The following is a 20,698-nucleotide window of genomic DNA, read 5'->3' as shown; positions in this document are numbered from 1 at the left end:
TTTAATACGTGACTGTGATTATGACACTCAAAACTTTTAGCATTCAGGGGAAGGACGCCTCTCCGGCGTCTGGTGGAACCAGTATTTCCAGCATACCGGATACTACCAGAAAAGAACCAAAAACAACCACCCTGTCCCCTTTTCCTGCATTTAAGCGCAGGGCTTTCCACACAGACTGAAAATCGGGATAAACATGGATGGGCGCTTGCAAACCGGCTGACCGCATCTTGTGTTCAAGGGCTTTGCCCCCGATCGCCCTGCTTCCCGACAGGGGGACCAGATGCCATGCGTCGATGCAGTCCGCCATAATAGTTACGACTCCGGCGATGTCCTTATCCGCAAGTATAGAAAAAATCGCAAAGGTTTTGCCATCGACCGGATTTTTTTTCAGCCAGCACGCCAGTTCCGCCGCCGCCTGTGGATTATGGGCGACATCCAGCACGACCTCCGGCTGTACGCGCACACGCTGCAATCGTCCGGTAAGGCTGACATGCGCAAGGCCATCCCTGATGGCGGCGGGCGTCACTGGCAGCTTGTCCGCCACCTGTTGCAAAGCGGTCACGACACAGGCGGCATTGCGCCATTGCACATCCCCTGCCAAGGCAGGCTGGGGCAAGCCTTCTGCGGTGAAATCCACGCCGTATTGCAACAATCTTGCGCCGATTCGCCGGGCTTCCGCCGCAATAATGGCAGGCGGCTGCGGGTCGCCACAAATGACCGGCTTGCCCGCACGCATAATGCCTGCCTTTTCCCGCCCGATGGCTTCACGGGTGCTCCCCAGCCATTCCACATGGTCGATGCCGATGCCAGTGATAATGGCCGCGTCGGCGTCCCACAGGTTCACCGCGTCCAACCGCCCACCAAGGCCAACCTCCAGCACCATCACATCAACGCCAGCCCGCAGGAAGCACCAGGCCGCCGCCAGCGTACCGAATTCAAAATAGGTCAGGTCAGTATTGCCGCGCGCCTTGTCAATGGCGCTGAAGGCGGCGCAAATGTCCGCATCGCTGGCGGGTTTGCCATTGACGGCGATGCGTTCGTTGTAACGCAGAAGGTGGGGGGAGGTGTAAGCGCCGACCTTATAGCCCTGCTCCCGCAAAATCTGGGTCAGCATGGCGCAGGTGGAACCTTTGCCATTGGTGCCAGCCACTGTGATCACGGGAACTGGCAATTGCAGCAAACCCATTTTCCCGGCGACGCGACGAATGCGCCCCAACCCCAGTTTGATGGCTGACAGGAACAGGTTCTCCTGCCAGCGCAACCAGTCATCAAGTGTTTTCAAGCAGCTACCGGCTCGTCACGTTGGGAAGGGTTCGGTTTGTGCAACAGGATGGAAGCCAAATCAGCAATGGTTTCACGCATCTGGTTACGGTGCACGATCATGTCGATCGCGCCTTTTTCTTGCAGGAACTCGCTGCGCTGGAAACCTTCCGGCAGTTTTTCCCGCACGGTCTGTTCAATCACCCGTGGCCCGGCAAAGCCGATCAGGGCTTTCGGCTCACCGATATGGATGTCGCCCAACATGGCGAAACTGGCGGAAACGCCGCCCATGGTCGGGTCGGTCAGCACGGAAATGAACGGCACACCCCGGTCGCTCATGCGCGTCAACACCGCGCTGGTCTTGGCCATCTGCATCAGCGAGAACAGCGCCTCCTGCATCCGCGCCCCGCCGCTGGCGGCAAAGCAAACATACGGGATTTTCTGCGCCATGGCGGCTTCCGCACCCCGCACAAAGCGTTCGCCGACCACCGAACCCATGGAGCCGCCCATAAAGCGGAAATCAAAGGCGGCGACCACCATCGGCGTCCCCAACACCGCGCCTTTCATCACGATCAGGGCGTCTTTTTCGCCGGTTTCCTTCTGCGCCGCCAACAGGCGATCCTTGTAACGCTTGGTGTCCTTGAACTTGAGGATGTCAGCCGGGGCGACATTCGCGCCAATTTCCTCACGCCCTTCGGGATCAAGGAAAATATCCAGGCGACGGCGGGCATTGATGCGCATGTGATGATTGCATTTGGGGCAGACATCGCCATTGCGTTCCAGCTCCGCCCGGTACAGGACTGCCTGGCAGGACGGACACTGGTGCCATAACCCTTCCGGAATGGATTTCTTCTCGGTGGTGGTGGCGTCGGTGCGGATGCGCGATGGCAACAGTTTTTCAAACCAGCTCATGTGGCGTTAACCCCTTGTTTCAGGCGTCCATTGCGGCGCGCATGGATTCCAGCAAATGACTGATGGCGTTCATGATGGCGGCATGGTCATCCGGCGTCGCCTCCGCCAGCCTGACCACTGCGCTGCCAACCACCACCGCGTCAGCGACTTTGGCGACAGCGGCGGCGGTTGCTGCATCCTTGATGCCAAAACCGACGCCCAACGGCAGGTTGGTATGCTCACGGATTTGCGTGATGCGTCCGGCGACCACGCCGACATCCAGCGTGCTGGCTCCGGTCACGCCCTTCAGCGACACGTAATAGACGAAACCGCCGCCCGCTTCCGCCACGCTTTTCATGCGCGCCGCAGGCGTGGTGGGCGACAGCAGGAAAATCGGGTCAATGCCGTGCTGACGGAACAGTGGCAACGCCTCTGCGCCCTCTTCCGGCGGCAAGTCCACGGTCAATGCGCCATCCACGCCAGCGGCTTCCGCAGCCTTGGCGAACGCCCCGTAGCCCATGATTTCGATCGGGTTGAGGTAACCCATCAGCACCACCGGGGTAGTCTGGTTGGTCTGGCGGAATTCCGTCACCATGCCGAGGATGTCACGCAAACTGACGCCATGCGCCAGCGCGCGCTCATGCGCCAACTGGATGGTGGGGCCATCCGCCATCGGGTCGGAAAATGGCACGCCCAGCTCGATAATGTCGGCTCCGGCCTCGACCATGCGGTGCATCAACGGCACGGTGATGGACGGATGCGGGTCGCCTGCCGTGATGTACGGCACCAGCGCGGTTTTGCCCTGCGCTTTGAGGGCGGCGAAACAAGCTGCAATGCGGCTCATAGGGTGATGCCCTCCAGACGCGCGATGGTGTTGATGTCCTTGTCGCCACGCCCGGACAAGTTGACGATGATGATTTGGTCTTTATCCATGGTCGGTGCGAGTTTCATCGCGTAGGCCAGCGCATGGCTGCTTTCCAATGCCGGAATAATGCCTTCCTTGCGGGTCAGTGCATGAAAGCCCTGCATCGCTTCGCTGTCCGTAATGGCGACGTAATTGGCGCGGCCAACGTCTTTCAGCCAAGCATGCTCCGGCCCTACGCCCGGATAGTCCAGACCGGCAGAAATGGAATGGGTTTCAATGATCTGGCCGTTGACGTCTTCCATCAAGTAGGTGCGGTTGCCGTGCAGCACACCCGGCTTGCCTGCGCACAACGGCGCCGCATGCCTACCGGTACCGATGCCATCGCCAGCAGCTTCCACCCCGTAAATGGCGACGGATTCATCCTGCAAAAACGGGTGGAACAAGCCAATCGCGTTGGAGCCGCCGCCGACACAGGCGACCAGCGCATCTGGCAGGCGGCCTTCCAGTTCCTGGATTTGGCTGCGCGCTTCACGCCCGATCACGCACTGGAAATCACGCACCATCGCCGGATACGGGTGTGGCCCCGCCACCGTGCCGATCACGTAAAAGGTGTCGTCGACATTGGTCACCCAGTCACGCATGGCTTCATTCATCGCATCTTTCAGCGTTTTGGAGCCGGAAGTCACCGGCACGACCTTCGCGCCCAACAGCTTCATGCGGAATACGTTGGGGGCTTGCCGCTGCACGTCCTCCGCGCCCATGTAGACCACGCATTCGAGGCCGAGACGGGCGGCGATGGTGGCGGAAGCGACCCCATGCTGGCCAGCGCCAGTTTCGGCGATGATGCGTTGCTTGCCCATGTGTTTGGCGAGCAGCGCCTGGCCAATGGTGTTGTTGATCTTGTGCGCGCCGGTATGGTTCAGGTCTTCGCGCTTGAGGTAGACTTTCGCCCCGCCCAGTTCACGGGTCCAGCGCTCCGCCAGATACAGCGGGCTGGGGCGGCCAACATAATGTTGCAGGTCACGGTCAAATTCGGCCTGGAACGCTGGGTCATCCTTGAGCTTCGCATACGCCTGCTCCAGTTCGCTGATCGGCTCCATCAGCGTTTCCGCCACAAAACGCCCGCCGTAAACGCCAAAATGCCCGGCGCTGTCCGGCATGGCCCCCCAGTTGAATTCGTTGAATTTCACAGACCTGCTCTCCTGCATCTGGCCGTAAAAACGCGCTAAGTTACCATAAGCGGCAAAACCTATCCATGTTACAATCAGGCTATCTGTCAGCGGAGGCATCCCCATGAACTGGCAAGAAGTCTGCGGGCATCCTAACCTGCAAAATTTGCCGTTCAAACTTGAGCTTAACGAATACGGGCAAATCGTCATGTCGCCTGCGCAAGTCCACCACTCCATTTTGCAGGGGGAAATCGCCGCCTTGCTGAAAAGTTTGCGCCAGGCTAGATCACTTAAACGGATTCTGAATCATAAGCTGCCCAATCTATCGCTTGTTTTTCTGGCTCATCTTTATCGAAGGCATGCACCAACACATTCGTATCGAAAAATGCCTTAGCGCTCATAAAACGATGCCCGTGAACTCGTGTAACACGAGTTCAGCGTAGCAAGCCACTCCCGATTTTGCCAAGCCCTGCGAAACGGTCTACCATCCCCAAAGGCACACGAGGAGCAGCAGCATGCCACCACTCGCAGCAACACTAAAAATCACCCCTGAACAATACCTTGCCGCTGAAATGGACGCGCCGACCCGCAGCGAATACGTGCTGGTTGACCCGCGCACCTACCGCGTCGATGTATTCCGCCGCACCCCACAAAACCGCTGGGAACTCATCAATTTTGAGAGCGCAGACGCCGAAGTCGAATTTGCCAGCATCCATTTCCACTGCCCGCTGCAAGACATTTACGACGGCGTGGATTTTGAACTGACGTGAATCCAAAAAAATCGCCCCAAGATTTCTACCGTGGCGGCCACCCTGTCAGGGTGCGCCAAAAGGACTACTGGGGCTATAACCAGTTTTCCACCATCAAACCCGGAACACGGGCAAACTCGCCGGTATTGTCCGTCACAACAACCAACCCGAGTTGCAACGCGTGAGCGGCGATCAGTAAGTCATTCGGCCCAATGACTTGGCCTGTGCGCTCAAGATATGCGCGAATTTCAGCATAGGTTTGGTCTGCTGGAGCATCCAATGGAAGTATGTCAATACTGCTGAGGATTTGTTCCACCCAAGCGACCAGCACAGGAGCCGCGCGTTTTTGCGCCCCAAAACGCAATTCCGCCGCCACAACAATACTGGTGCAGACCGCATCCTCCCCCACACGCTGCAAGTGTTTGTACACCTTGCCCTGCGGCTCCCTAAACAAGCTGGAAATGATATTGGTGTCCAGCAAATAGCGGTAATTCGCCATGCTCAAAAAACCACGTCATCCAACGGCGGCAAGTCATCAATCTCGGGGAACCCAACATCTGTGTCTGGCCTGCAATTGGCCAAAAACGCCAGCAGTGAAGCACGTTGCAAGGGTTCAATAATCAGCCGGTCGCCTTCACGGCGAATGATGGCTTCATTTCCTGGCAATTCAAATTCGCGGGGAATACGGATGGCTTGATTGCGCCCATTACGAAACAGGCGAACGTGGCGTTCTGCTTGCATGGCAGCTCCCTTTTTGGCATATGCACAAACCTATGCTAAAGCATCCACGGCATTAAAGTACACAGTTTTTCACAAGCAACACTCACGGCCATCCGCGCCGCCACTCACGCTTTACAGGGGAAACCCGCAACAACGCCCGGTGTCCCATGTGATGTTTGGACTGACGCGCACATAATAGCCCCAGCTTATTATGTTATTCTCGACCTTATTCATTCGCGGGAGAGCACAGCATGTTACACCGATTGGCCGCCCCACTATTCCTCGCCGCCTCCCTGCTGTCATGGGCGGGCGCAACGCACGCCGCTGACGCCTATGTGGCGGAGAAAGCAACGAAAATCACCATCGGCACGGGCGTCAGGGTGCGCGCCGCCCCTTCCGCAGGTGCCCGCGAAGTGGGCAAGCTGCCGCTGGGAACCGATTTCACTTCCACGCAACGCACCGCCGCCAAAGCCAAGATCGGCGGCCAAACAGACTACTGGCGCCAATTGGACACGCCGCTCAAGGGCTGGGTGTTTGGTGGCCTACTGCGCAACTTCGACCCTGCCAAGGCGGATGAGGCAAGGGTGGCGCTGGCGCGGGACAAGCTGGGCCCCGCCGACAAACTGTACGACAGTTACGAGCACAAATCGCCGCTGAGTTTCGCCGATGCGGTGGAAGTCAGCGATTTCGCCAGCCGCGCCGCCGCCAGCAGCAAGAACCCTGTAGCCCAGGGTGAACTGGAGCTGGCCCACTGGCGCGCCATGCAGATTGCGCTGTTCAGCATCCCGATGGAAAGCACGGCCAAACCGCCCTATGCGGCCTGGATCAAGCAACAGGGCAAAAACGTGTTCTACACCGAACCCAGCGCCGAATACCTCGTCGACCCGCGCAATTACTGGAAACTGGCTGACCGCCACAAACAGGACGCGATTGGCGACGCCATCGCTTGGCAGGCGGCCAACGCCTTTGTCGGCGGCGAATGCGAAGGCTTCATCAGCTGCATGTCCGCGCGCAGCCAGATGATGGAAGGCGAATACCTCAAGCGTTACCCCAAAGGCAAGCACGTTGAGGAAGCCTTGCAGGACGTCAACGGCAATCTGGAATACATCCGCAAAGAGTGGAAGAACCAGCCGGATGAACAAAAGGATGTCGGCCTAAAGGCATGGCAGGCCATCCTCGCCCCGCTGCCTGACTCCAAAGCCGCCCGCACCGCCCGCCAGCACCTGAAGGCATTGCAAGCATTACGCCAATAACGGCTAACTGCTGGCCGCCGCCCGCATGAACGCCGTCACTTTGGCGGCGTCCTTGACGCCGGGCGCGGATTCCACCCCACTGCTGACATCCACCGCATACACGCGGCTGGCGCGGATCGCATCCGCCACATTTTCCGGCGTCAAACCGCCCGCCAAAATAATGGGCTTGGCGTAATCCTGCGGAACCTGCGTCCAGTCAAAGGTTTCGCCAGTCCCGCCCGCAGCCCCCGGCGCATGGCTGTCGACCAGAAACCCTTGCGCGTCCGCATAACGGTCGGCATAGGCATGGAAACCGCCGTACTCCACCAGCCCTTTCATCCCGACCGCCTTCAGGTAGGGGCGGGGAAACTGGCGGCAATATTCCGGGCTTTCCGAGCCGTGGAACTGCAACACATCCAGCGGCGCGGCGGCCAGCACGGCGCGCACGAAATCCGCCTCCGCATCCAGAAACAGCCCCACAGTCGTGACAAACGGTGGCACGCTGCGGCAAATGGCGGCGGCCTGCGCGATTTCCACGTTACGCTTGCTGGGGGGATAAAACACCAGCCCGATGGCGTCCACACCGGCGGCAGCCGCCATCTGCGCATCGGCGACCGAAGTGATCCCGCAAATTTTGACCCGGCAACGCATGGCATCCCGCTCCCAACAGAAAGCGGCCATCATGCCAAAACCCAACCCCATAAACAAATGCATAAAATTTTAATAATGGCGGTGCTTGCCGTTAAACTTACGCAGTAGAATGGCTTCTAAAACGGATCGACAAGACCGGCAACACCTTGGGGAACATAATATGGCAACACTCACGCCCTCCTTCCGTCTTCTGCTTTTGCTGCTGCTATTATCCGGCAGCCTGGTTTTACCCGGTTGCGGCAAGGAAGCGCCCACCACAGCGCCCGCCGCCGACGCCAAACCGGACGCCGCCACACAAGACCGCAGCCGCCTGCTCACCGAACTGTTCAGCCTGCGCCCCCCCAGCGTGCAGCCGCGCAACCAGCCAATCGTGGTCGCCTTCCGCCAGCCGGTGGTCAGCGACGACAAGGTGGGCGACAGCGCCGACGCCTACCTGAAAATGACGCCGGAAACAGCAGGCAAGGCGCAGTTCGACACCGCCAGCAGCATTATCTTCGCCCCCTCCGCGCCGCTGCCGTCAGGGAAAAGCTATACGCTGACAGTGACGCCTGCCGGTTTGCTCAATATCCCCGCTGACGTCAAGCCGATCGACTTCACCTTCAAAACCGCGCCACTGGAGCTGGAAGTGCAAACCGCAGGGCTGGACCCGGTCGCGGAACAATCCACCCAGATGCAGCTGACGGGCACACTGTTCACCTCCGATTTCGCGCAGCCGGATGCGGTGGAAAAAGCCCTTCAGGCCAGTGCGCAGAAAAAGCCGCTGGCAATCGCTTGGGAGCATAACACCGCCGGGACAGAACACCGTTTCACCATCACCGCCATCCCGCGCGAAACCTTCGGCACAGAACTGCACCTGAGCTGGGACGGCAAATCCCTGAATGCGCAAGGCGCAAACAGCAGCGGCGCGAAAGACATCGCCATCCCCAGCCAACAGACCTTCAGCGTCACCCGCATCGACAGCCTGAGCGAAGACGCTGACGGCAAACCGCACATTACCGTCAGCTTTTCCGACGCGCTCGACGCCCAGCAGGATTTGACAGGGCTGGTGCAGTTCGGCAACGGTGAAGTCACCACGCAAATCGTCGGCAACCGCCTGCTGGTGTACCCCAAAGGCGAGGCCGAACCCGGTGAACACAAACTGATCCTGCAACCCGGCATCCGGGCGGCATCCGCCGCCTTGGGCAAACTGGCGGAACGCGCCGAACAAGCCATCAGCCTGGGCTACCCCAAACCTGCCGTGCGCTTCGTCGGCAAAGGCAGCATCCTGCCGGAAGGCCAAACCATGACCATTCCGCTGGAAGCGCGCGGCGTCAACGCCGTGCAAGTCACCGCAATGGAAATTTACCCGGAAAACATCACCCAGTTCCTGCAAGTGAACGGGTTGGACGGCGACCGCGAAACGGAACGGGTCGGGCGCTATATCTGGCGCAAAACCATTCCGCTGACCGCCGCCAACCCCAACCAGTGGAACCGCTACGACATTGACGCCACCGGCCTGCTGAAAACCAAGCCTGGAGCCATGTACCGCCTGAAACTGTCGGTTGACCGGCGTTTTTCCACCTACCCTTGCCCGGCGGGGACGCCAGCGCCGCAAATCAGCGACAAACCGCTGGCCAGTTCGGAAGATGACGACGGGACGGAAACCAGCGGCTGGGACGGCATCGAGGAATACGTCGCCGACAGCGACAACGTGAATTACGACTGGGACAAGCGCGACAACCCGTGTGACGACAGCTATTTCCACAACAGCGAAGAGGTGGAAGCCAACCACAATTTCATCGCCAGCAACCTCGGCCTGATCGCCAAACAGGATGGTGCCGGTAAAGTGCACGTCATCGCCACCGATTTGCGCACCGCCGCCGCCGAAGCGGGCGTCAGCCTGAGCCTGCGCAACTTCCAGGGGCAAACGCTGGCCAGCGCGACGACCGGCAGCGACGGCTTCGCCGAACTGGCAAGCCCCAACACGCCGTTCCTGCTGGTGGCGGATAAAGGCTCTGACCGCGCCTACCTCAAACTCAACGCCAACACCGCGCTGGAAACCAGCCAGTTCGATGTCGGCGGCGAAACCGTCAAACAGGGCTTGAAAGGCGTCATCTACGGCGAACGCGGGGTATGGCGGCCTGGCGACGACATTTTCCTCACCTTCGTCTTGCAAGACCGCGCCAAAACCTTGCCGCCGAACCATCCGGTCACGCTGCAACTGTTTGACCCGACCGGCAAGCTCAAGCAAACCGTCACCAACAAGCAACCCACCGGGCCGTTTTACACCTTCAAGCTGAAAACGGCGGACAGCGACCCGACCGGCGACTGGCTGGTGAAAGCCGTGCTGGGCAGCAGCACCTTCGACAAGACCCTGAAAATCGAAACCGTGCGCCCCAACCGCCTGAAAGTGGAACTGAATTACGCCGACGCCAAGGCCTTGCACGGCTACAAGGACTTGCCGGAAGCCACCCTGTTTGCGCAATGGCTGCACGGCGGCACCGCCAGCAAGCTGAAAGCCGATGTCAGCGTCAAGCTGCGCGAGAAAACCACCACCTTTACCCGCTTCAACGATTACGCCTTCGACGACCCTGCCCGCACACTGGACAGCGAGGAACAGCAATTGCTGGAAGGCTATCTGGATGAGCAAGGCTATCTGCGCTTTACGAAAAACTTCCAGCCCGACAAACCCGCGCCGGGAATGTTGAGCGCGTGGTTCACCAGCCGCGTGTTCGAGGAAGGCGGCGGCTTCAGCATCAGCAAGCAGGACATCGACTACTACCCATTTGAAAACTACGTCGGCATCAAGCTGCCCAAGGGCGACGCCGAACGCAATATGCTGCTGACCGACCAGGAACACACCGTCGACATCGCCAGCGTCAACGCCGATGGGCAGGAAGTTTCCCTGCCGCAGGTCGAAGTCACCCTGTACAAGATCGACTGGAAATGGTGGTGGGACAAAACCCCCGATTCGCTGGCCGAATACGCCGACGCCAGCCACAGCAGCAAATTGCAGCAATCCATCGTCAGCACCACCAACGGCAAGGGCGAATGGAAATTCCAGATCAAATACCCCGACTGGGGGCGTTACCTGATCCGCGCCTGCGACTTGCAGGGCAAGCATTGCACCGGCAAGACGCTGTACGTCGACTGGCCGGGTTGGGCAGGCCGCGCGCAGGAAGACGGCAGCGGCGCCGCCGCCATGTTGCGTTTCAGCAGCGACAAGACCCATTACCAAGTCGGCGAAACCGCGCAAATCCAGTTGCCGGAAGCGCAAGCCGGGCGCGCCCTGTTCACCGTTGAAACCAGCAGCCAGATTCTGGAGCAGCGCTGGATCGAATTGGATGGCAAGCGCACCCAAATCCCATTGCCGATCACAGCGGCCATGGCACCGAACGCCTACGTCAGCGTCAGCTTGTTGCAAGGCCACCAGAACAAGCAGAATGACCGCCCGATCCGCCTGTACGGGATCATTCCGCTGCTGGTGGACGACCCCGCCACCACCTTGCAGCCGGTGTTGAAAGCCGCCGATGAATGGCAGCCGCAAACCACCCAGACCATCAGCATCAGCGAGCAATCCGGGCGGGCGATGGACTACACCCTCGCTGTGGTCGATGAAGGCTTGCTGGGCCTGACCCGCTTCGAAGCGCCCGATCTGCACAAAGCCTTCTACCGCAAGGAAGCGCTGGGGATCAAAACCTGGGATTTGTTCGACAGCGTGATCGGAGCCTACAGCGGCAACCTGGAGCGCATCCTGGCCATCGGCGGCGGCGATGAGGCGCAAATTGACGACGCCGCCAACAAGCCGAAACGCTTCCCGCCGGTGGTGCGTTTCCTCGGCGCATTCCACCTGGACGCCGGGCAAACCCACGAACATCAGGTCGAGCTGCCGTCCTACCTCGGCGCGGTGCGCATTATGGCGGTGGCTTCCGACGGCACGGCGTATGGCAAGGCGGAACAGCCGGTGTTCGTGCGCCAGCCGCTGATGCTGCTGCCCTCGTTGCCGCGCACCCTGAAAGTGAATGAAAAAGTGGAAGTCCCCATCACCCTGTTTGTTTCCGACCCAACGGTCAAATCCGTGCAGGTCAAGCTGGAGATGGATGGGGCATTCTCCAGCACCGGCCCTGCCTTGACCGTGCCGTTTGCGCAACCGGGCGAAAAAGTCGTGACGCTGTTCCTCAAGGCAGGCGACAAGCCGATGATGGGCAAACTGAAATTTACCGCCACCAGCGGCCAATACAGCAGCAGCCAGGAAGAAAACCTGGAAGTCCAGGCACCTAACCTGCCCAGCCTGCGCACCGTCAGCACCACGCTGGAACCAAAAGCCGACTGGCAAACGACGATCACCCCGCACGGTATGGCCGGAACCAACCAGGGCACACTGGAGCTTTCCAGCCTGCCCAACCTGAACCTGGAACAGCACCTGGATTACCTGATCCACTACCCGCACGGCTGTCTGGAACAGACCACGTCGTCCGTGTTCCCGCAGCTATATTTGCCCAAATTGCTCAAGCTTGACCCGGAACGGCAACAGCAGGTCGAGCACCACATCAAGCGGGCGATCAGCAAGCTGGCCGGGTTCCAGGGCAGCAACGGCAACCTGATGTACTGGCCCGGCTCCACCGAAGCCAACGACTGGGCGAGCATTTACGCCGGACATTTCCTGATCGAGGCGCAGAAACAGGGCTACAACGCGCCACTAGGCCTGCTGACGGCATGGCAGGCATATCAGGCGAAACAGGCGCAGGACTGGGTAGCCAGTGACAAGGAAGACACCTCCTCCACCCAAGCTTACCGGCTGTATGTGCTGGCGGCGGCGGGCAAGCCACAACTGGGCGCGATGAACCGCCTGCGCGAATCCGGCAAGGCCAACCCGCAGGCGCGCTGGCTGCTGGCCGCAGCCTACCTGCTGGCCGGGCAAGCCGAAGCCGCGCAGCAAACCACGCAAGGGCTGGTCGCCACCGAGCTGAACACGCCGACTTCCGAGGACACCTTCAGCCAGAAACTGGGGCAACTCGGCCTGCAACTGGAAACCTTGCTGACGCTGCACAAGGATCAGGACGCCGCCCTGGTGGTGCAGCAGATTGCGGAAGAGCTCGGCAGCAGCGACCACTTCAATACGCATGACATCAGTTGGGCGTTGCTGTCGGTGGCGCATTACCTCAGCAGCAGCCAACAGCCGCTGGCGGTGCACTACACGCTGGACCAAGGCACGGCCACCCCGCTGAACAGCACCCAACCGCTGATCAGCCAACTGCTGGGGGCGCAGGACAAAGCTTTCCAGCTTGCCCTGCATAACGACGGCGACCGCAAGCTGTACGCCACTGTCACCCAGCGCGGCGTCGCCCCGGCGGGCGATGAACAGCCGGTGGCGGAAGGCTTGGGCCTGCAAGCCGAACTGCTCGGCCCGCAGGGCGGCAAGGTCTGGGACAGTGGCGCACCGCTGGCGCAGCCGCCCTTGCAGTTGCAGCAAGGCCAGGATTACACCCTCAACGTCAGCATCGCCAACACCGGCGGGGCCGCCCTCAAGCATATTGCCCTGTCCACGCTGGTGCCTTCCGGCATGGAAATCGGCGCGACGGAAACCGCAGCCAACCCTGCCGCCAACGCCAATACCAACCATTCGGAAGACGGCAATGGCGATGGTGAAGGCGCAGACGATGGCGGGAACAACAGCGCCGCGCCGCCTGCCCCCGCCGCTGGCAATGGTGTCAGTTACCAGGATGTGCGCGATGACCGCGTGTTGAGCTACTTCGATCTGGCCGCGGGTGAAAGCAAGGCCATCAAAGTCAGGCTCAACGCCGCGTTCCTCGGCGAGTTCTATTTCCCCGCCATCAGCAGCGAAGCCATGTACCAGCCGGGCATCCGGGCGCGCACCGCCGGTTTGCCGGTGAGGATCATGAAAACAGTCCCCACAGGCGCCAACCGTAGCACGGCACCGGAACCCAGCGAGGAGGAAGGGGAGGCAGGCGCAGCGCCGAACCCACCGGAGCCTGCTAACTGAAACGGCTGATGTGGGGGGGCTCACTCCTCCTGTCCATCATCGGCGCAGCGTGGTGGGGCTGGTTCAGCCTGCCCGCCACGCTGTTCAGCGCCGCCCATTCACCACTGCTGCTGGATCGTGACGGACGGCTACTCAGCGCCCACATCGCAACAGATGGGCAATGGCGTTTTCCTGAACTGGAAAGCGTGCCGGACAAATTCGCCGCTGCCCTGATCCAAGTTGAGGACAAGCGTTTCCGGCGGCATCACGGCGTGGACTTGCTGGCGCTGGCGCGGGCAAGCTACGACAACCTGCGCCAACAGCGCGTGGTCAGCGGTGCCAGCACCCTGAGCATGCAGGTGATCCGCCTCTCCCGTGGCAACCCGCCACGCACGTTCCACGAAAAGCTGTTGGAGTTGCTGCGCGCTTGGCGGCTGGAAACCCGTTACAGCAAGGACGACATCCTCAAGCTCTACGCCAGCCATGCCCCATTCGGCGGCAATGTGGTTGGGCTGGAGGCCGCCGCTTGGCGTTATTTCGCCCGCAGCCCGGCGCAACTGTCCTGGGCGGAAAGCGCCATGCTGGCGGTGTTGCCCAACAACCCGGCGCTGGTGCACCCAGGGCGCAACCGCGAACGCCTGCTCGCCAAACGCAACCGCCTGCTGCAACAGCTTTACACGCAGCATATCCTGGGCAAGCTGGACTACGAGCTGGCGGTGGCGGAACCCTTGCCCGCTGCGCCGCATCCCCTGCCCCGGCTGGCACCGCACCTGCTGGATACGCTGACGGCGCAGCACCCCGGCGTCCAACGCTTCCGCACCACGCTGGACGCCAGCCTGCAACAGCAGCTCAACACCCTGGCGCAACGCACGGGCGAACAACTGGCGCTGGAAGGCATACAAAACCTTGCCATTGTGGTGCTGGACAACCACACATCCGACGTCATGGCCTATGTCGGCAACCGCCCGGCAGAGGATTTCAGCGGCGACCAAGGGCACGCGATCGACATGATCCAGCGCCCGCGCAGCACCGGCAGCACCCTCAAACCCTTGCTGTTCGCCGATATGCTGGAACAGGGGTTAATTACGCCCGGCTCGCTGGTGGCGGACACGCCCGTCAACTACAGCGGCTTTACGCCACAAAACTACAACCGCCGCTACCACGGTGCCGTCAGCGCGCGCGAAGCCCTGGCGCGTTCGCTGAACATTCCGATGGTAAACCTGTTGAGTCTGCGAGGGGTGGAGCCGTTTCTGATGCAATTGCGCCAACTGGGTTTCACGCACCTGAACCGTTCGGCGCGGGATTACGGCCTGAGCCTGATCCTGGGCGGCGCGGAAGCTTCCCTGTGGGATTTGGGCACGGCCTACGCCAACCTCGCCAACCGCGCCCAGCAGGACGCGCAACACCAGCAAACGTCCTGGCGGCAAGGCAGGATGCTGCTGACGGACACCGCCGCAACCAACCGCATCGCCACCTTGTCCACCGCCTCCGCCTGGATGACACTGGATGCGCTGCTGGATGTCGCCCGCCCCGGCGATGAAGGTTACTGGGAAAAATTCAGCAGCAGCCGCAAGGTCGCCTGGAAAACCGGCACCAGTTACGGCCAGCGCGATGCCTGGGCGATCGGCGTCACCCCGGATCACACCGTCGGCGTGTGGGTCGGCAATGCGGATGGCGTCGGGCGCGCCGGGCTGACCGGGACGCAAAGCGCCGCGCCCATCCTGTTCAGCGCCTTCAGCCTGTTGCCACCGAACCGTGGCTGGTTCCAGCGACCTGACTGGCAGATGACCAAGGTTGAGACATGCAAGGACGACGGCTACCTCAGCAATGGCGCTTGCGCCACCCACAGCATCCGCCTGCCGCTCAACAGCCATTTCGCCCGCATTACGCCTTACCACCAGCTCATCCACCTGGACGCTGGCGGGCAGTTCCGCGTCAACAGCGACTGTGAAAGCGTGGCCAATATGCAGGGCCGCGACTGGTTCGTGCTGCCGCCAGACCAAGCCGAGTATTACCAGCAAAGCCACGCCGATTACCAACCGTTGCCGCCATGGCGCGCTGACTGTCAAGGCGGCGACAGCGGCCAGCAGGAAGCCGTGAGCATTGTTTACCCGCAGGACAATACGCAGATTTACCTGCCGCGCGAACTGGACGGCAAGCTGGGGCAAACTGTGTTCCGCGCCACGCCGCAACGCGCCGACACCTTGCTGTACTGGCATCTGGACAACCAGTTCATCGGCACCACGCAAACCTTCCACGAACAGGCGGCACAGCCTGCCGCAGGCAAGCATCATCTGGCGGTGGTGGATGAAATGGGCAACCGCGCCGAACGCGAGTTTGAAGTGCTGGCAAGGTAGGGGGAAGGCGGGCGCTTCCCCCGGTGATGGGGACTATTGGAAAATTTCGTTGAAAAACGCCTGCATCCCAGCCCAGGAACGCTTGTCGGCCTTTTCGTCGTATTTCAGGTTTTCGATGCCGTACTTGCCCGCATCCGGGTTGGTGAAGGCGTGACGGGCACCGCCGAACGCCACAAACTGCCAGTCCGCGCCGGTCTTTTCCATCTGCCCCATGAATTTGCTGACGGTCGCAGGCGGCACCATCGCGTCGGCATTGCCATGGAAAGCCAGCACCTTGGTGTTGATTTCCGTCCCATCCGGTGCGGAAGGCAGCGAGCCATGGAAGCTGACAATCCCTTTCAGATCAGACGTACCGCTGTAAGCCATTTGCAGGATGGTGCCACCGCCAAAGCAGTAGCCGATCGCCGCCAGTTTGCCCGGGTCTACCTTGTCACTTTTCTTCAGCTGTTCCAGACCGGCGAGCGCCGTGCCGCGCCATGCATCCACATCGGAGGTGATTTCCGTCATCCACTCCTTGGCCTGCTCCGGCTTGTCGGTCACCTTACCGTCGCCATACATGTCGGCGGCGAACGCCACGTAACCCAATCCGGCCAGCATTTCAGCGCGGTGTTTGGCGTAATCGTTCAGCCCCCACCATTCATGCACCACCATTACGCCGGGGCGTTTTTCCGTGACGGCGTCATCGTAATACAGGTAGCCGGTCAGTTTTGTCCCGTCATATTCGTAATGCACCGGCTCGCTTTTGACGGCGGCCATGACGTTGCTGGCCAGCAGGGATAAACCGGCGATTGCCAACAGGGTCGTTTTTCTCATGATGTTGTCCTCCTTGGTTCTGATCAAAAGGGTCTTGCGGGGTCTGTGCCTTAACGGGGAGGTGAGCAATGGGGAGCGATGTATAATGTCGAGAATTGCTCACATTCATTGGTGAAGGCATTTATCCATAACCAAAGAAGCAGCCAAACCACCACCGCCATCACGACAAACGCGAAACCAATAGACAAATATTTGCGGATTGGCTCAACGGGTGCGGGATCGGGGGAGTTGGAATCAGATGCTTCAGAAGGAGGGGCTGCTGGCGGGGCGTCCGTCCCCTGTTGGCTGGATGCAACAAGAGAAAACCACTCAGCAACCCTTCGTATCCATGTCCCATGACTCCCTTCCGGTGTACAGTTAGCGTCTTCTGGCTGATGGTGGAACATAAGCACAAACCTTTGCCAAGTGTTTCCGCCACAGTAACATTAGCCCCGGATGCATTCAAGATGATGCAGAGATCGAGGCAATTTCCGGAGTTTAACCGTAAGTGCGCTGCACATAAGTTTCGACCAGCGCCTGGAATTCCTGCGCAATCGAATCGCCTTTGAGGGTGACGGTTTTCTGCCCGTCTTCGTAAACGGGCGCGACTGGGGTTTCCCCGCTACCGGGCAAGCTGATGCCGATATTGGCATGCTTGCTTTCGCCAGGGCCATTGACCACACAGCCCATCACCGCAACCGACATGCTTTCCACACCCGGATACTGGCCTTTCCACACCGGCATCTGTTCACGCAGCCAGCCTTGTATCTGTTCGGCCAGACGTTGGAAGTAGTCGCTGGAGGTGCGCCCGCAGCCAGGGCAGGCCACCACTTGTGGGGTGAAGGAACGCAAGCCCAGCGCCTGCAAGATTTCCTGCCCGACGATGACTTCCTTTTCCCGCTTGGCGTGCGGCTCGGGCGTGAGGGAAATGCGGATGGTGTCGCCGATGCCTTCCTGCAACAGGATCGAAAGCGCGGCGGTGGAATAGACAATGCCCTTGCTGCCCATACCGGCTTCGGTCAAGCCGAGGTGCAACGGGTAATCACAGCGGCTGGCCATGTCACGGTAAGCGCGCACCAGACCCTGCACTTCGCTGAGTTTGCAGGAAAGGATGATATGGTCGTGCGGCAGGCCGTATTCTTCGGCCTTGGCGGCGCTGGTCAGGGCAGATTCGATCAGCGCTTCGTGCATCACGTCATACAGTTCCAGCGGCTGGGCAAGCTGGTGGTTTTCATCAAGTTTTCTCGCCAGCAACTCCTGATCCAACGAACCCCAGTTGACGCCGATGCGCACCGGCTTGCCGTAGCGGCAGGCGAACTCGATCATTTGCGCGAATTGCTCATCACGCTTTTTGCCACGGCCTACGTTGCCGGGGTTGATGCGGTACTTGGCAAGCGCCTGCGCGCATTCCGGCACCGCTGTCAGCAGCTTGTGGCCGTTGAAATGGAAGTCGCCGATCAGGGGGACATCACAGCCCATTTTGTCGAGGCGGGCGCGGATGTCAGGTACGGCTTGCGCAGCCTCCCGCGTATTGACCGTAATCCGCACCAGTTCTGAACCGGCGCGAGCCAGCTCAAAGCACTGCGCGGCGGTGCGGATGGCGTCCGCCGTATCGGTGTTGGTCATGGACTGGACGACAACGGGGGCATCGCCGCCAACGGTGATGTTGCCCACTTTGACAGGGACGGTGCGGTGACGCTGGATAGGGTGGCTGTTTGACATGTAGTTTTCAGACTGTTGCTGCAAATAACGGATATTATGCCCGAACATTTCCCCTCAAGGGAGTCGGGGCGAATCCCGAATCCGCAAGGCCGAACTGCGCGATAGCCTGCAACACATGCCCCATCGGCAAACGTTCCTGCTCCAGCCGCTGGTGGGTGTGCTGCAACTGCTGGTAAAGCTGCGCTTCATCCGCTTGCAAATGCGCCAGCCTATCACTGCAACGGGACGTTTCCGGTTCGGTCACACACAAATCTGCAAACTGCTCCAGCGTCGCCGTATCCATCAGCAGGCTTTGCGCCGCTGGAAAATAACTGCGCAAACGCGACAGGATCGAAAAGCCATGCGTATCAATATCGCCCCAGTAATACAGCTTCTTACCCCGTAGCCAGCCGATTTCCGCCAAGCTATCAACGCCGTAACCCAGGCCGAAAATCACCAGACTGCCATGCAGGTCGGGAAAACTCAGGCCGTTGATCTTGTTCTCGGTGATGAACACCTGTTGGCAGGGAATTTTCCATTGTGCCAGTTGCGACACCGGCAAGCTCAGGTCGCTGACGCCGGGCAACGGATACAGCCCGCTATCCAGCAGGCGCAGGCGAATCAGCGGCTCGGGGCATTTCAGGCCATAACGCCGTTCAAAACCGTACTGCCTAGTGCCTGACGCACTGCCATCAATCGCGTCAGCAGGCAGCAAAATATCCAGCAGTTCCGCCAGAATCCCTTTGTGCTGCTCGATGAACTTACTGTCCACACCGGCAATATCCAGCTCGCGCAGATAACAATCCGGGCGCGGATGAGCGAGGAAATAAGCACATACGGCCAGTAATTGCCGCCAGATTCCAGCAGATTGCATGAACTGGCGCGACTTGCTGCTGACCCAACCCTGCAAGGCGGGATATTGGACGAGGCTTTCCGTCGCCAGCGTGTGGAGTTGCCCGAATTCACGCAATTTGTGCAGGAAACGCAGCAGATCATCCTGCGTCTGGAACACAATACGCTCCGGCAGGCGCTGTTCCCCTAACTGGCGATGAGTGACGGTTTTGTATTCGACGGTATAGCCTTCAGCGGTAACTTCCTTGCTCTGCGCCTTCAGCTTTTCCACCCAGACGCGGATGGCGGCGAAATCTTCCAGTTGCTCGCGCGCATTGGGCGGGCGGAAGCTAATCATCCAGGGGAACAGGTTTTCGCCGCACAGGGAAGCTTGCAGGAGTTTGCCGCTGTCCCACAATTTCTGGGCTTTCTGACGGATGTCGGCGGGGGTGATCATTCGTCAATACGTATAGTCGGTGACAATGTGGCGTGCATGTAGACCGCTGCCATGGTCAAACGTCCAGTTGAATTTGATACCAACCGGGAACATGGCCGTTTGTATCGGCTGGAAAAGTCAGCCTGCTGTTCGCCCTTGAAGTCATCTTCCACCGTCATCAGCCCAACCTTTGCAATACTGAAGGATTGAGTGAAGGATAACAGGAAATGTGTGCTATGGTATGTTTGTATGACAAGAGTCTTGCAAAAGGTAATACACCATGAGCGATATGCGAATTAATGCCCGACTGGATGAGCAGACAGCTTACGACCTGCAATTCCTGCGTCAGGAACTGGGTGACACGTCCGTAACTGACGCCCTGAAATAGGCCCTGCAACGGGCTGCGCAAGAACTGCGTGACCGGGCAAAAACCAAACGGCAGAAACAAATCTGGCGGGAAAGCGGTTTTATCGGCAGCTCCTCCGGCCCTGAAGATTTATCCACCCATTACAAACAGTATCTGGCGCAACGTCTTGATGAAAAATACCCTCCCCAGAAATAGCCTGATCGCTGACGGCGGCTTTTGGGTGGCGCTCGGCAATAAAAAAGACCGTTACCATGAAGCCGCGATTACCGCGCTGGATACCTTTGAAAACTCGGCATTCGTTGTTACCTGGCCAGTCATTGCCGAAGCCAGTCACCTGCTGTACAACCGTGTCGATTTTCAGGCGCAACTGCTGTTTTGGCACAATATCGAACAAGGCGGCGCAGACATTTTTCACCTTGACGAAGCACACCATCTGAGCCGGGTCAGGGAGCTGATGCTCAAATACCGCGACCTGCCGATGGATCTGGCGGATGCCTCGCTGGTCATTCTGGCAGAAGAGCTGGGACATGGACGCATCCTGTCCACTGACGAACGTGACTTCAACAGCTACCGCTGGAAGAACCGCGAGCCGTTTGAAAACCTGTTATTGCCAAACACCTGATTCACCGAACCAGAATTTCCCAAGAGCAAAATCGACGAGTAGAATTCGCGTTCCTCATCGCCTTCCCGCCAGCGTTCACTGGCCGAGAAGTTG

At 59.8% G+C, this 20,698-nt stretch carries 16 protein-coding genes; 6 read left to right on the top strand and 10 right to left on the bottom strand.

Annotated elements, in window-relative coordinates:
* Positions 1 to 43: 43 nt before the first annotated feature.
* The 4 genes from folC to trpB are packed head-to-tail and all read right to left on the bottom strand — an operon-like array spanning position 44 to position 4,224.
* Entirely contained in the window at positions 44 to 1,282 is a 1,239-nt protein-coding gene (gene folC, locus VSS37_RS13070; RefSeq protein WP_324695897.1) for a bifunctional tetrahydrofolate synthase/dihydrofolate synthase, read from the bottom strand.
* Entirely contained in the window at positions 1,279 to 2,172 is an 894-nt protein-coding gene (gene accD, locus VSS37_RS13065; RefSeq protein WP_324695896.1) for an acetyl-CoA carboxylase, carboxyltransferase subunit beta, read from the bottom strand. The genes folC and accD overlap by 4 nt, the downstream gene beginning before the upstream one ends.
* Before the next feature lie 19 nt (positions 2,173 to 2,191).
* Positions 2,192 to 2,995, bottom strand: a complete 804-nt coding sequence (trpA, locus tag VSS37_RS13060; protein ID WP_324695894.1) for a tryptophan synthase subunit alpha — start codon at positions 2,993 to 2,995, stop codon at positions 2,192 to 2,194.
* A complete protein-coding gene (trpB, locus tag VSS37_RS13055; protein ID WP_324695957.1) occupies positions 2,992 to 4,224 on the bottom strand; it encodes a tryptophan synthase subunit beta in 1,233 nt (410 codons plus the stop codon). The genes trpA and trpB overlap by 4 nt, the downstream gene beginning before the upstream one ends.
* Positions 4,225 to 4,309: 85 nt before the next feature.
* On the opposite strand from trpB, the gene VSS37_RS13050 reads away from it, so the two are divergent.
* On the top strand, positions 4,310 to 4,579 hold the full coding sequence (locus tag VSS37_RS13050; RefSeq protein ID WP_324695892.1) for a hypothetical protein: 270 nt from the start codon (positions 4,310 to 4,312) through the stop codon (positions 4,577 to 4,579).
* 121 nt (positions 4,580 to 4,700) lie between these two features.
* Positions 4,701 to 4,955 carry a hypothetical protein gene (locus tag VSS37_RS13045; protein ID WP_324695891.1) on the top strand — a complete coding sequence of 85 codons (255 nt, stop codon included), beginning with the start codon at positions 4,701 to 4,703 and terminating at the stop codon, positions 4,953 to 4,955.
* Between the two features lie 73 nt (positions 4,956 to 5,028).
* Here VSS37_RS13045 and VSS37_RS13040 read toward each other — a convergent pair whose 3' ends face one another.
* Both VSS37_RS13040 and VSS37_RS13035 read right to left on the bottom strand, forming a co-directional pair.
* On the bottom strand, positions 5,029 to 5,433 hold the full coding sequence (locus VSS37_RS13040) for a type II toxin-antitoxin system VapC family toxin (protein ID WP_324695889.1): 405 nt from the start codon (positions 5,431 to 5,433) through the stop codon (positions 5,029 to 5,031).
* 2 nt (positions 5,434 to 5,435) lie between these two features.
* Complete coding sequence (locus VSS37_RS13035) at positions 5,436 to 5,675, bottom strand: antitoxin (RefSeq protein WP_324695887.1); 240 nt, start codon at positions 5,673 to 5,675, stop codon at positions 5,436 to 5,438.
* Positions 5,676 to 5,905: 230 nt separating this feature from the next.
* Between VSS37_RS13035 and VSS37_RS13030 the strand changes: the two genes are divergently transcribed.
* Positions 5,906 to 6,907, top strand: a complete 1,002-nt coding sequence (locus VSS37_RS13030) for an SH3 domain-containing protein (protein WP_324695885.1) — start codon at positions 5,906 to 5,908, stop codon at positions 6,905 to 6,907.
* 3 nt (positions 6,908 to 6,910) lie between these two features.
* On the opposite strand, the gene VSS37_RS13025 is transcribed toward VSS37_RS13030, so the two are convergent.
* Positions 6,911 to 7,588, bottom strand: a complete 678-nt coding sequence (locus tag VSS37_RS13025; protein ID WP_375339146.1) for a phosphoribosylanthranilate isomerase — start codon at positions 7,586 to 7,588, stop codon at positions 6,911 to 6,913.
* Positions 7,589 to 7,697: 109 nt separating this feature from the next.
* Here VSS37_RS13025 and VSS37_RS13020 point away from each other — a divergent pair, with 109 nt between their 5' ends.
* Together VSS37_RS13020 and pbpC are read left to right on the top strand one after the other, a co-directional pair.
* Complete coding sequence (locus tag VSS37_RS13020) at positions 7,698 to 13,520, top strand: alpha-2-macroglobulin family protein (RefSeq protein WP_324695884.1); 5,823 nt, start codon at positions 7,698 to 7,700, stop codon at positions 13,518 to 13,520.
* An 8-nt stretch (positions 13,521 to 13,528) separates the two neighbouring features.
* The gene (gene pbpC / locus VSS37_RS13015; protein WP_324695883.1) at positions 13,529 to 15,856 is read left to right on the top strand and encodes a penicillin-binding protein 1C; all 2,328 of its coding nucleotides are present in this window, start codon (positions 13,529 to 13,531) and stop codon (positions 15,854 to 15,856) included.
* 33 nt (positions 15,857 to 15,889) lie between these two features.
* Here pbpC and VSS37_RS13010 read toward each other — a convergent pair whose 3' ends face one another.
* From VSS37_RS13010 to VSS37_RS13000, 3 genes are all read right to left on the bottom strand, one after another.
* Positions 15,890 to 16,669: a dienelactone hydrolase family protein gene (locus VSS37_RS13010; RefSeq protein ID WP_324695881.1), complete on the bottom strand. Its 780-nt coding sequence runs from the start codon at positions 16,667 to 16,669 to the stop codon at positions 15,890 to 15,892.
* A gap of 477 nt (positions 16,670 to 17,146) precedes the next feature.
* The gene (gene ispG, locus VSS37_RS13005; RefSeq protein WP_324695953.1) at positions 17,147 to 18,370 is read right to left on the bottom strand and encodes a flavodoxin-dependent (E)-4-hydroxy-3-methylbut-2-enyl-diphosphate synthase; all 1,224 of its coding nucleotides are present in this window, start codon (positions 18,368 to 18,370) and stop codon (positions 17,147 to 17,149) included.
* A 34-nt stretch (positions 18,371 to 18,404) separates the two neighbouring features.
* Positions 18,405 to 19,637 carry a DUF3322 domain-containing protein gene (locus VSS37_RS13000; protein WP_324695879.1) on the bottom strand — a complete coding sequence of 411 codons (1,233 nt, stop codon included), beginning with the start codon at positions 19,635 to 19,637 and terminating at the stop codon, positions 18,405 to 18,407.
* Between the two features lie 515 nt (positions 19,638 to 20,152).
* On the opposite strand from VSS37_RS13000, the gene VSS37_RS12995 reads away from it, so the two are divergent.
* The gene (locus VSS37_RS12995; RefSeq protein ID WP_324695877.1) at positions 20,153 to 20,605 is read left to right on the top strand and encodes a type II toxin-antitoxin system VapC family toxin; all 453 of its coding nucleotides are present in this window, start codon (positions 20,153 to 20,155) and stop codon (positions 20,603 to 20,605) included.
* Positions 20,606 to 20,698 lie beyond the last annotated feature (93 nt).

The sequence above is a fragment of the Candidatus Thiothrix phosphatis genome (assembly GCF_035668035.1).
Classification (GTDB): Bacteria; Pseudomonadota; Gammaproteobacteria; order Thiotrichales; family Thiotrichaceae; genus Thiothrix; species Thiothrix phosphatis.
This window is presented reverse-complemented; position numbering and strand designations above follow the sequence as displayed.